A 12695-nucleotide genomic window follows, 5' to 3' on the forward strand; every position below is an offset into this window, starting at 1 on the left:
ATGTTATTTTTTCCTTTTCAATATTGGAACAAGAATATTGAAGTTTATAATAGAGATTCAAGGGTCTATGGGGACAAGAAGTTTGGTCTAAAATTCGAACAATTTTTTCAGAAGTTAGATAAAATTATAATGAAAAAATATATTGATAAGAAAATTGAATATGTTAATCCTCCTGAAGCCTCAATTTTAGATAGAGATAAAGAAGCATCTAAAATATTTTTTAAAAAACATAATATTCCTACTCCGAGACGTTACGATGTAAAATCGTTAAAAGATATACAGCAGCTCGTGGATCGCGGTGTCTCTCTTTATATAAAACCACGATTTGGGTCGATGGGAAAAGGTATCTCATTTCTCAGCAATGGTTTGTTGATGACGAATTTCTTTTATCAGAAAGGCAAGATTATAAGTCATCCCTATGACTATCATTGGCGACTTTATGAGATCGCGAAAAAGAGTGACAGAAATAAATTTCTAAAAATTCTGATCTCTCGTGGTTTTATTTTTGAAGAAGCAATTGATCCGCCCGTTCACAAAGGGAGAAAGTCTGATTTTAGAGTCTATTGTATTTATGGGAAAATTCCCTATTATTATGTACGATCCACTCCAACGATTTCTCTTGTAACCAATTGGTCGCAAGGAGGTAAGATTGAGCAGAAAAGGAAGTTTTCTCGATATATCTCAGAATCTAAGTTAAAAAAGGTCAAATCTCTGGCTCGGAAAGTTGCCAGAGACCTTCAGTTGAATTATGCTGGAGTGGATATTATCTTCTCCAAAGACTACAAAGAAATTTATGTCTTAGAAGCCCATTCTTTTCCTGGTTATGAAAAAGGATTTGATTTAATGGCTAATCTCGCAGGACAAATTTTAAAAAAATTGAATAAAAATGATAACCGTTAGGATCAATATATTACAAATAAAGATAATCAATTATAATAAGTAAAGTTTGCATAAGGATTTTTGACTAACTGCCCCGTAAAATTTATCAAATTCTACCAGAGAGGAAAAGCGAAGAGGTAATGCACTAGTTACTTACCTTGGCGCAACAATTCTCTGCGTGCTTTGCAAAAATAACTTTTTCCTCAATACCCTGCTTCAAGATTATATTCTTGCTCACTAAGTAAGAATATTTTCCGGACGACAAAAAATCCTTGACAGTTTTACAACTGATACTATAATAGTGTCAGATAACCAATGAGACTTTATGAAACTATTAACAAAACATACAGATTACGCAATTAGGGCATTGCTGGGACTCGCTAAAGACAAGGATAAACTTCTTTCTGCGCGGGAGATCTCAAAACAACAACATATTCCTTATCAATTTTTAAGACAGATATTGCAAAAATTAATCAAGAGTAAACTGGTAATATCGAAAGAAGGAGCTGGAGGCGGTTTTAGGATTAACAATGACCCCGATTTAATGTCAATAGTCGATATTATAGCAATTTTTCAAGGGAATATTCAGCTTTCAGACTGTATGTTTAGAAATAAGCTATGCGTTAACCGTTCGAGCTGTGTTTTAAGAAAGCAGATTAATAGAGTTGAGAAATTAGTAACCAAGGAATTTGAGGCTATTACTATAGGCCGTCTTTTGAAGGATTTAAGAAAACAAATAAGGAGGTTGTAAATGTTCTGTTATCAGTGTCAGGAAACAATCAATAACACAGGCTGCACAAAGTCAGGTGCATGTGGAAAGAGAGAGCAGACTGCAAACTTGCAGGATTTACTGGTCTACGTTTTAAAGAGTACTGCTGTTTATGCTCAAAAAACAAAAGAGAACGGTATAAAGGATAATAGCGCAGGTTTATTTACAGCTCGGGCACTTTTTGCAACGATTACAAATACTAATTTTGATGATCAGCGAATTATTATATTAATACGAGAAGGATTAACTATCCGTGATGAGCTTAAAGAGAGAAGCGGTATCTTAGCAGATGAAACCCTTCATGATGATGCTCTGCGGCATGGTGATGATGTAGCAGCATTTTATGATAAGGCAGAAGAGGTAGGAGTGCTCTCTACTGAAAATGAAGACCTGCGCTCTCTTCGTGAACTGCTTATTTATGGTTTAAAAGGTTTGGCAGCCTATACGGACCATGCGGCTATATTAGGATTTGAAAAGGAAGAGATATATGAGTTTATAATGGAAGGGTTAGCATCGACAACGAGAGATCTTTCCGTCGATGAAATGGTTGCTCTTGTATTGAAGGCAGGGGAGATAACTGTTGCTGCAATGGCCCTTTTGGATGAAGCTAATACGAAGATTTACGGGAATCCTGAGATCACGAAAGTTAATCTCGGGATTCGAAATAATCCCGGGATTCTTATTTCAGGGCATGACCTTAAGGATATGGAAGAGCTCTTAAGACAGACTGAAGGCTCAGGAGTTGATCTTTATACTCACAGCGAGATGCTTCCCGCTAACTATTATCCTGCTTTTAAGAAATATGAGCATTTTGTCGGCAATTATGGTAATGCCTGGTGGCAGCAGAATGAAGAGTTTGCATCATTTAATGGTCCGATTTTGATGACAACAAACTGCATTACTCCTGTTCAAGATTCTTATAAAGATAGAATTTTTACAACAGGAATGGCAGGCTATCCGGGTGTTAAGCATATTCCTGACAGGAAAGACGGACAGCAGAAAGATTTCTCTGAAGTTATTGCCTTAGCAAAAATATGCCAACCGCCGCAGGAAATTGAAAAAGGTGAAATTGTAGGAGGTTTTGCGCATAATCAAGTGCTTACCTTAGCTGATAAAATTGTTGAAGCAATAAAATCAGGCGCTATTAAGCGCTTTATTGTAATGGCAGGATGTGACGGAAGGCATCCTGCAAGAAATTACTTTACTGAAGTTGCTCAAGATTTACCTAAGGATACGGTTATTCTTACAGCCGGCTGCGCTAAATACCGTTATAACAAGTTAAATCTTGGTGATATTGGAGGAATACCAAGGGTTCTTGATGCAGGGCAGTGTAATGATTGCTATTCATTGGTAGTTATAGCCCTTAAGTTAAAAGAAGTCTTTGAATTAGATGACATTAATGATTTACCAATATCTTTTGACATTGCTTGGTATGAACAGAAAGCAGTGGCCGTATTGCTTGCGCTCTTGCATTTGGGTGTAAAGGGTATAAGGCTTGGGCCAACATTACCGGCGTTTTTATCTAAGAATGTTGTAAAAGTCCTTGTTGAGAAATTTAACATCAAACCTGTTGGTATAGTCGAAGATGATATTGAGGCAATGGTAACAGGAAATTCTGCAGGAGTTAGTTAGTGACAAAAAAGCGGTGAAATAGCATGAGATTGCATTATTTGCAGCATCTACGGTTTGAGGGTCCGGGTATTATCAGGGCTGGGTTTTTGAGAAATGGGTGAGGTATCAGATGTAGTATTTTATATTAACAAATAACATTAAAGTGATATCTCTTAGCTAATAGGAAAAATACTAAGATACGCTTGTTAAAGCACCCAGTATTTACTAAAATAATAGATACTTAAAACATATAGAGGTTTGAATGGAAAGATTTAAATGCATGGTTTGCGGTTACATTTATGATCCGGCGGAAAATAACAGTATCGCGTTTTCGGATTTGCCGGATAATTGGGTATGCCCCGAATGCGGGGTAAGCAAAGAGATGTTTGAATTGGCAGAATAGTTATTCATAAGGGGTAAAGAGTCATGGAGCTTTCCGACAAGGTGGTAGATTTTCTTGAGAGGCAGAGTTTTGTGATAGTCTCTACTATAGACTCTGACGGTAGAATACATTGTTCTGCTAAAGGTATAGTGGGTATTCACAAAGATGGAAGTGTATTTGTAATCGATCTCTACCGTAACAAAACGTACGACAATCTTAAAAATGATCCACGAGTGAGCATAACACAGGTAGATGAGCACAGTTTTACAGGATATACTCTTCAAGGTAAAGCTAAAATAGTGTTTAAGGATCAAATAAATGATGATCAGATAAAAGAATGGGAAAAGAAGGTTTTAAAGAGAATATCGGATAGGCTTGTAAAAAGTGTGCAAAGCGAAAAGGCATCAAGTATGCACCACGAGGCCCAGCTTCCTGAAGAACCTAAATATCTTATCGAGATAGACGTTGAGAGTATAATAGACTTATCTCCGCCTTAACGCAGTTAGAGAAGAAAGATGAATAGAGTTTAAACCAGATCAGATAAAAATTAAAAGGAGGAATTTAACATGGCAGATTTAAAAGGGACCAAAACAGAGAAAAATCTTCTTGTGTCATTTGCTGGTGAATCACAGGCAAGGAATCGCTATACGTATTTTGCATCGGTTGCAAAAAAAGCCGGTTATGAGCAGATAGCCGCGATATTTCTTGAGACAGCAGATAACGAAAAAGAGCATGCAAAGAAATTTTTCAAATATCTTGAAGGAGGAGCTGTAGAGATAGTGGCGACTTATCCGGCAGGAGTAATAAGCGATACAGCAGCTAATCTTCTTGCTGCGGCAGAGGGTGAGAATGAGGAGTGGACAAAGCTTTACAAGGAAGCTGAAGCAACAGCAAGAGAAGAAGGTTTTGATGATGCGGCTGATACATTTAAAGAGATAGCCGAAGTTGAAGAACAGCATGAGAGACGTTACCGTAAGTTTTTTACTAATGTAAAGGACGGTAGAGTATTTAAACGTGATGAGGTTGTTAAATGGAAATGCCGCAACTGCGGCTATGTACATGAAGGAAAAGAGGCTCTTGATGAATGTCCGGCTTGTGCACATCCTCAGGCCTATTATGAGATTTTATGTGAGAACTATTAATTAAACAGGAGGAACCAATATGAAAGGTATAGTATGTAAAGTATGCTATTATGTGGTAATAAACGGTGTTGTGCCCCAACAGTGTCCTGTCTGTGGAGCAAAATCTTTTGAAGAAAAAGATGATGCACTCAAAACCGCTGCTGATAAGGCCGAGGTGGGAGAGTCTGAAAAAAAACATATCCCGGCCATAACAGTTATTAAGAAATGCGGACTTATTTCCGAAGAGTGTCAGGATGTTCATGTAAAAATAGGGGAAATACAGCATCCAATGACTCCTGAACACAGTATACAGCATATTGATTTTTATATTGATAAAGAGTTTATATCAAGAGTAATACTTACCCCGGATAAACTTAATCCTGCTGCCGTACTTCATTTAAAGCTCGGAGCAGGAAAGATTGCGGCAGTTGAGTTGTGCAACCTGCACGGAGCATGGTTTAATGAAACAGATCTTTAATATTAAAGAGGAGTAAATGACAAATGTTTTTAACTCTTTTTAAAGAGTGTCTTAAGGATTCCCAAAAAGCAGTGCTTAATAATATAATCGGCCAAGAAAGAAACCATTTGAGTAATCTTATTCTGTTTAAGGCTTCTCTTGGAAAGGAGGGTTGATATACAGGTAAAGGTTTATTCTTACAGCAGGACAAGTGTTGATGGAGTATTTTCTGCCGACGGTGTAACCGATGTTCCTGAAAAACAGATCATTATAGCCTATAGCAAGGGTTTGAAAGCATGTCTTAGCGTGTTTAAGTATCTGTCTACTCATAAACTTTAAAAATTATGAATGAATTTACACTTATATTTAAAGAGAGCATAAAGCGAACCCCTGCAGTGGAAAGTTTCAGATTTGAACCTGAAAGTCCGGTAGATTTTCTGCCTGGGCAGTTCGCTCAGATCATTTTTGATAAAAAAGATAAAAATAATTACGAACTGAATAAATACTTGTCTTTTTCCAGTGCACCTGAAAAAGAGTATATTGAATTTACAAAAAAATTAAGCAGTAGCGCGTTTTCAGATAAACTCAAAGATCTTAAAAAAGGCGATGCTGTAGCTATGCACAGCCCAATGGGAAAATCTGTGTTCAAGAATGAATTCAAGCGCATAGGGTTTTTGATTGGCGGTATAGGTATTACACCGGTAATATCGATAATCGAGTATATTATGGATAAAAAACTTGATATCGATATCTGTCTTATTTATGCAAATAGAAGCGAAGCGGAGATAGCTTACAGACAAGAGCTGGATAATTGGAGCGGACAGAATCCTTTACTGGATATTAAATATTTTGTCCATATATGCGATGTCAAGGATGCAGCATGCTATCAGGGTAGAATAGATTCAGGCGTTATATCAAACCATATGGGCGGTTATCGCGACAGGGTTTTGTTTATATTCGGACCGCCTGCCATGGTAAATACTATGACAAGGCTGTGCTCAGAGCTGGGTTGTGATAAAGACAATGTGTGGGTTGAAAATTTTATAGGATATTAATGAAGGTATTAACCAGATATGTTGCATTTGCAGAAAAGATAGCTCCTCTCGGTGTAAAATGTTGCGGCTCTGAGAGGATACCCAACGCACCTTGACAAAATTACTGAATATGGCGTGATAATGACGCCGGCATTAGCAATTGATAATGCAGTAATTTCAGCGGGAAAAGTATTGAGTAAGGACGAGATTAAAGAAATTATTTCAAAATAAAACAATATATTTGGTAGTTGAAAATAATTATATCTGTCAGAAATCAGGTATTTTGATATTTTCTTGTTCGGGGGGATCAGATGTTGAATAATTATCCGATAGAGGTGTTTGTATTTAACTGCTCTATCCGATCTGTTTTACTCTGAGTGCTCCTTTTGTTATAATAACTCAGCGGGAATTTATATCAAGATTTTTTGGTGTCAGGTAAGTGTATATCTATCTGCTTGTAAGTAAGCAGATAGAAGATTATGGAGATATTGATTAAGTTATAATAAAAAAACTTTAAGATAATTAAATTGTTTTAAGTACAAAAGAACAAAAAAGGATGGTTTGTTATGAAGATTTATTTAGCCGGATATAATGTAGATGCAGGAATTTTAAGTGAACTTAGCAAAAGAGAGGGGAGTGGGCGCGAAGACTTGACGCCTGAAGTGCTCTCCGCGGCCTATGCCCGTATAAGCCGGGATCCTCGTCCGATTAACGAGATAAGAATAGATGCCATAGGAGAAGTCAAACAAGCTAGGCGTTCTAATTCATCCATCATATTTAAGATGGGACATCATTCTGTAGCTGAACATGCTGTATTTAATCTAGATATTCTAGGTGTTTCGCGTTTTGCTATGGAAGAACTAGAGAAATTTAGATTATGTTCTTATACGGAGAAATCTCAGCGTTACATTACGCTTGAAAACGATTTTGTTATCCCTGATGAAATTAAGCAAACATCTTTGAAAAATCTATTTGTTGATATGATTCATCGGCAGAATAATGCCTATTTTGAACTTCTTGAAAAACTCGAAGAATATGTTTTTAAAAAACATGCAGATCTTGCGGAAAATCCAAAAAATCATAGCCTTCTTGAAGGCTGGGCCAAAGAAGATGCCCGTTATATTACAGCTTTAGCGACAGAATCGCAAGTTGGAGAAACTATAAACGCCCGTAACTTAGAACTTTTACTTCGAAGATTTTCATCTCATCCTTTAGCTGAAATCCGTCAACTTGGGCGAGCCATATATGAATGTGTTGCCAATGTAGCTCCATCCGTAATCATTTTTCATGAAGCCAACGATCTAGACAGTAAAACTTATCCTGAGCTTAAAAAACTTACCAGCAAAATGATTAACTCTGTTTCTCAACCTGAAACAGTGGATAGCGGGGAGGAAGTTCGATTAGTAGAATTTACAAAAAAAGGAGATCAGATTATTGCAACAAGTCTTTTGCATGTATCCTCAGGCTTGTCTTATGAAAAATGCCGATCATTTGTAGAAAATCTTTCTACGGATAAGCAGAGAGATATCTTCAAAACAACTTGGCAGAATATGCAATTGTATGATTCTATGCCGCGTGAATTTGAATATGCAAATCTCTCGTTTAACATTGTGCTATCTGCTGCCTGTTTCGGACAATTGAAACGGCATCGCATGTCAACGATTACAGCACAACCCTATGATATAGGTTTAGGATTGACAATCCCTAATTCTATAAAAGAAATCGGTATGGATAAGTATTTTCAAAAAATCATTGATGAAACAAACGATGTATATAGCAAGATAAAGAATGAAAGTCCTTTAACTGCACCTTATATTTTAACTAATGCTCACAGAAAACGTGTATTGATACGGGTTAATGCTCGCGAATTATATCATATTTCACGATTAAGGGAAGATACTCATGCGCAGTGGGACATCCAAAACATTTCCCGTGAAATGAGTGAACAGGCAAAGCAAGCCATGCCTTTGACGTTTGCGTTGATCGGAGGCAAGGATAAGTATGATGATATATATAAAAAAATTTTCGGATACTTACCAAAGGTCACAAAAGCTGTCTTACCGGGCGTGCGAAATATTAAATAGGGAACAGCGATTATTTTTTAATGTAACATATTGGTGTAAAAGTTGTTTTGGAATTGGATTATTCTCTATAGATTCTTCAAGCCATTCCTTTTTACCGTTTTCCGTTCTGAATTGACTTGATAATGTATCGCTTACTGTACTCTTCAAGCAAGCTTTGCACAGGCGGGATTGGTTAGCAGTGCAGCATCTTTTGTTTTTGTTTACTACTCTTTGGGTGTAAAGTCTGCTTTTTCCCAAAAGGAAGGGGAAATCCTGCATTAAATATTTATCAACAATGATACGGTGTTGCTTTAAACACTGGTTTGAGAAAAAGAGAGATATTTAATCTCAAATGGAGAGATATTGATATACAGAGAGGATTTATATGTTTATTAGATACTAAGAATGGAGATAGACAAGAGGTTCCTATCAATAAAGATGTTAAACAAGCTTTAGTAAGGCAACTCAAGCATCCTAGCAGTCCTTATGTCTTCTACAATAAAGATGGTAAGCCATTTAATGATGTACGTAAGTCTTTTATTGTAGCATTAAAGAAATCTGATATAATTAATTTTCATTTTACAGTTTTTTACACGGGTTTTTTAATGCAAAATTTTTTGTAACCATTTATGAAAAATAAAGTTATGACAAAAAAGGTGTTTATAAGAACTCTGGGATGACCGTATGTGTAAGTACCGAGAGACGATTTTGGGGATATTAAAGAGGTTAAATGATTAGGAATGAAGGGGTTAAGAAAAGCAGATCGTAATTTCAATTATTGAATTTATAGTTGACATCTACTTGACAGATGTCAACTTTTATTGAATGGAATTGACATTTCAAAAACCAATGCCATGTGAATTTTTATTTCGCGTAATTTCCTTGACAAAATGAATAATCATGGTAATTTATTACCATAACCATGGGGAAAACGTGATATCTCTACGGTCAAAAGTGACGATAAGATTATTGGATTACTATTTTCTCAATCCCGAGGCTCAAATCTACATTAATGAGCTGGCGAGGATTTTAGATCTCGATCCAAAAAATACGGAAATCAAACTTAAAGAGTTAGAAAAAGAGGGCTTCTTTAAGAGTGAATTTCGGGGAAAGCAAAGATACTTTTTTCTTGCAAAAGATAATCCTGTTTTAGAGCATTATCGGCAGATTTTCTTAAAGACCTATGGTATAGAAAAAAAACTTAAAGATATAATGGGCAATATCAAAGGGATTAAAGAAGCTTATCTATTCGGTTCATACGCAAGTAATAAGATGGATTCTTCAAGTGATATTGATCTTTTGGCTATTGGTATGCATTCTGTTTTGGAGTTGCAGAGAGTTGTCGCTAAGTTGCAGAAAGATACGGACCGGGAGTTTAATGTAATAAATCTAAGTCCAAAGGAATTCGAGAAGAAGAGAAAAGATAAAGATCCGTTTATATACGGTGTCTTTAAAACTAAAATTATAAGACTTATATGATCAATTTTGAGAGTCAACACTTTCAAAAACTGGTATTTAAAGAAGAACAAATTGATCAATTTTTAATGTCTGCCCGGCACGATCTTAAGATCGCTGAAGAATCTGACATACCAGATGTTGTTTTTAAATTCAGTTATGACACTTTAATCAAACTGGGTATTATGCTAATTGCTGGAAAAGGCTATAAGGTAAGAAGTAAATCCGGTCATCATATTAAGATTTTGGAGAAACTGAGCCAATTGCTTAAAGATGAAGATATTCTTGTACTCGGCAATAAAATGAGACAAGAGCGCAATGTTAATCTTTATGACGGAGGATTTTTTGTAGGAGAAAAGGATAGTTTTGAGTATCTATAATTTGTCAAAAGCACTTTTAAAAAAGCGGGAATTTGAAGGACAACAGGATATAATAAATAACATAGACATCTTAAAGGTACCTGGGTTTTTATTTTTTCAGTTGCATTTTGGATGGCCGTTGGTTGCAGTGGTTCGGGATAGCACTGGAGATATTAAAGTTGATAAATGCTTTGGAGTGAAGTAGTTATAAAAAATTATGCCTAAAATCTATATTAAAACCTTTGGCTGGCCGATGGACGCAGTATTATACGACTTTAATTAGCTATTTAACGAATATTTGGTAATATGTAACTATTTGCAATATAATAAGTAATAGAGAAAAAAAGAAGTTAATTTAACACTGTATATCAATTTTTATTTAGCGAAAGAATGGCAACAAGAGTATAAAAATATCAATAAACTGCGCAAATATAAGAAAAAGCTTGACAATCTATATATGAGGAAATTGACAAATGTTTAAGAATATTTTAATTATCGCGCATACTAATATTGGTGACTTTTGTTATGATCTTGTAGTTGTAAATCCATTACGAAGGCAATTTCCAAACGCAAAGATTTATGTTCTTACATCATCACGCGCGAAAGATATTGCGGATGGATATAAGGGGTTAGACGGGGTTATAACTTTTGATAAGCATGCTAAAGATAAGGGGTTACTGGGTCGTTTAGGTATTATGGTTGCTTTAATAAAAGATAGGTTTGATCTTGTAGTTGTTCTAAAACAAACTATGATGTATAGATTTCTCAATATTCCTAATAAATGGAGCTTGGCGAAATATCTTGGACGTTTTCAACCAGAGGCTGGAATGCATGTTGCTGATGTATTTCTAGATTTTTTACGATTTCATAACATAAATATTCAGAAGGCTAAATTTGATTTTGCTTTTAACGAAGAGGAAAATTCCTTTTGTGATGCTTTTTTGATAGAAGAAGGGATAGATGATAAAGATAAAGTGGTAGGGATTCATCCCTTTAGCGGTTGGTCTTTAAAAGATTGGCCGATTGCGAAATGGAATGAGCTGGCAAAGATCCTGAAGAGCAAATATAGCATTAAGGTAATTAATCTCAGCAAGAGAAATGATTTTTTTAGTCAGAGGGTATTAGAGAATATCTCTGATGAAATTGTATCTGCGGATGAGACTACTTTAAAACAAGCTATGGCTTTAATTAAGAGATGCAGTCTTTTTATTGGCGGTGATTCTAGCTTGGTGCATCTGGCTAGTTGTATGGGAGTCGAGACAATTGGCTTATATGGCCCAACTGCAAAAATTTATCCGTATTTCCATTATCATAATATCATTACTTCTCAAAAACGATACCATTGCATGCCTTGTTCTCCAGGTTTTTCGCGGTGTAGAGAAGAAAAAGTTCAAACTAGTCCATGTATGGAAAGTATTAGTCTGGAGGATGTTTTGGAGTTGGTTGAGCGAAAACTAGATTTGTGAGTTGCTAAGCTGTGTGCATATTAAGAAGGAAGGTTTAATTATTTCTTTAGCAAACTGTGGGAAATTTTATAAAGATTAGGAGATATAAATATGGCAGAGACCTTAGGCAGTTTACTGGATAAGCTTACGATAAAAGCAATAAGAGGAGTTCATCTCAAGAAAATGCTTGATGGCAAAAGTGTAAAATTTCCTAAATCTGAACTAAAAAAGAAACTGCAGATATTAAAAGAACAAAAGGTATCTTTACTGAAAGAAATAGATGAATTCATTGAGGGAGTGCTAGTAGGAAGGATTAAGGTTTTAAGAGATGAAAAGCTTAAGCTTTATAATGACCCTAATCTTATAGGTAGAGTAAGTAATATTAACTCTATCTCAAAGGCTATGGATGTTCTTGTCAAAAAGAACTTAGAACTGTGGAACTTAGAAGATGAAGCACGAAGAGAAGATGTTCCTTTGTCTAGTATAGGTAGTATAAAGAAAAAGATAGACGTAGTCAATCAACAGAGATGTGATTTAATTGATGATATTGATGAACTTTTTAGTCAGAAGTTAAAACTTTTAAGAGAAAAATAGGGGTAAGATATGTCTATATCAAAAAAAGTAAGTTTAATCAGTCCATCAGTAACTTTAACGGTAAGTGCTAAAGCAAAAAAGACGAAGCAAGGTGGTACACTAACAAGTAAGGGAGATAATAAGGAACTGCTTAATGGGAAGATTTAGAAGTGATATGAAGGGGACGTTAAAAAGATCATTAAATAGAGAAATTCAGTAAAATAGGCAGGAACCGTACGTTATAATACTTTTGGTTAGTTTGTGTAACTATTTAGTTTACAATTAGATATGGATTTTCATTAAAAGTATTTACAGTTTTTTACACAGGTTTTTTAGAGACAATAGATTGCTATAACATTTTAAGAGAAAAGAGGTTATGCCTAAAAAAATCTACATCCGTACCTTCGGCTGGCCGTATGTCCAAGTACGTAGGGATGATTTTGAGGTTATTTTATAATTATGGAAATAGTTAATTTCTTGAAAGAAACAATTTAAAAAGGATAATATTTATGGAACGATTGACAAGAAAAAAGCAGGGAATAAAAGA

At 35.4% G+C, this 12695-nt stretch carries 15 protein-coding genes; all 15 read left to right on the forward strand.

All coding sequences use genetic code 11. The annotated features are described in order from the left end of the window. The first annotated feature begins 129 nt into the window (after positions 1–129). The 15 genes from P9L98_05400 to P9L98_05470 all read left to right on the forward strand — a co-directional run bounded on the left by P9L98_05400 (position 130) and on the right by P9L98_05470 (position 12169). Complete coding sequence (locus P9L98_05400; protein ID MDP8216733.1) at positions 130–900, forward strand: hypothetical protein; 771 nt, start codon at positions 130–132, stop codon at positions 898–900. Positions 901–1204: 304 nt separating this feature from the next. Continuing rightward, positions 1205–1630 carry an Rrf2 family transcriptional regulator gene (locus P9L98_05405; GenBank protein ID MDP8216734.1) on the forward strand — a complete coding sequence of 142 codons (426 nt, stop codon included), beginning with the start codon at positions 1205–1207 and terminating at the stop codon, positions 1628–1630. After that, positions 1631–3280, forward strand: a complete 1650-nt coding sequence (hcp, locus tag P9L98_05410; protein MDP8216735.1) for a hydroxylamine reductase — start codon at positions 1631–1633, stop codon at positions 3278–3280. 241 nt (positions 3281–3521) lie between these two features. Next, positions 3522–3662 carry a rubredoxin gene (locus tag P9L98_05415; protein MDP8216736.1) on the forward strand — a complete coding sequence of 47 codons (141 nt, stop codon included), beginning with the start codon at positions 3522–3524 and terminating at the stop codon, positions 3660–3662. 23 nt (positions 3663–3685) lie between these two features. Then, positions 3686–4138 carry a pyridoxamine 5'-phosphate oxidase family protein gene (locus P9L98_05420; GenBank protein ID MDP8216737.1) on the forward strand — a complete coding sequence of 151 codons (453 nt, stop codon included), beginning with the start codon at positions 3686–3688 and terminating at the stop codon, positions 4136–4138. 69 nt (positions 4139–4207) lie between these two features. After that, positions 4208–4783, forward strand: coding sequence for a rubrerythrin family protein (locus P9L98_05425; protein MDP8216738.1), 576 nt, complete (start codon positions 4208–4210; stop codon positions 4781–4783). A gap of 19 nt (positions 4784–4802) precedes the next feature. Continuing rightward, positions 4803–5240, forward strand: coding sequence for a desulfoferrodoxin family protein (locus P9L98_05430; GenBank protein ID MDP8216739.1), 438 nt, complete (start codon positions 4803–4805; stop codon positions 5238–5240). Between the two features lie 138 nt (positions 5241–5378). Next, positions 5379–5558: a hypothetical protein gene (locus tag P9L98_05435; protein ID MDP8216740.1), complete on the forward strand. Its 180-nt coding sequence runs from the start codon at positions 5379–5381 to the stop codon at positions 5556–5558. Positions 5559–5614: 56 nt separating this feature from the next. Continuing rightward, positions 5615–6274, forward strand: coding sequence for an FAD-dependent oxidoreductase (locus P9L98_05440; protein ID MDP8216741.1), 660 nt, complete (start codon positions 5615–5617; stop codon positions 6272–6274). A gap of 120 nt (positions 6275–6394) precedes the next feature. Next, positions 6395–6484, forward strand: a complete 90-nt coding sequence (locus tag P9L98_05445) for a hypothetical protein (protein ID MDP8216742.1) — start codon at positions 6395–6397, stop codon at positions 6482–6484. A 335-nt stretch (positions 6485–6819) separates the two neighbouring features. After that, positions 6820–8337 carry an FAD-dependent thymidylate synthase gene (locus P9L98_05450; protein ID MDP8216743.1) on the forward strand — a complete coding sequence of 506 codons (1518 nt, stop codon included), beginning with the start codon at positions 6820–6822 and terminating at the stop codon, positions 8335–8337. A 933-nt stretch (positions 8338–9270) separates the two neighbouring features. Then, positions 9271–9795, forward strand: coding sequence for a nucleotidyltransferase domain-containing protein (locus P9L98_05455; GenBank protein MDP8216744.1), 525 nt, complete (start codon positions 9271–9273; stop codon positions 9793–9795). Beyond that, entirely contained in the window at positions 9792–10151 is a 360-nt protein-coding gene (locus P9L98_05460; GenBank protein MDP8216745.1) for a hypothetical protein, read from the forward strand. The genes P9L98_05455 and P9L98_05460 overlap by 4 nt, the downstream gene beginning before the upstream one ends. A 452-nt stretch (positions 10152–10603) precedes the next feature. After that, on the forward strand, positions 10604–11596 hold the full coding sequence (locus tag P9L98_05465) for a glycosyltransferase family 9 protein (protein MDP8216746.1): 993 nt from the start codon (positions 10604–10606) through the stop codon (positions 11594–11596). Between the two features lie 90 nt (positions 11597–11686). Then, the gene (locus P9L98_05470; GenBank protein ID MDP8216747.1) at positions 11687–12169 is read left to right on the forward strand and encodes a DUF4254 domain-containing protein; all 483 of its coding nucleotides are present in this window, start codon (positions 11687–11689) and stop codon (positions 12167–12169) included. The last annotated feature ends 526 nt before the right edge of the window (positions 12170–12695 follow it).

The organism is Candidatus Kaelpia imicola, assembly GCA_030765505.1.
Taxonomy (GTDB): Bacteria; Omnitrophota; Gorgyraeia; order Kaelpiales; family Kaelpiaceae; genus Kaelpia; species Kaelpia imicola.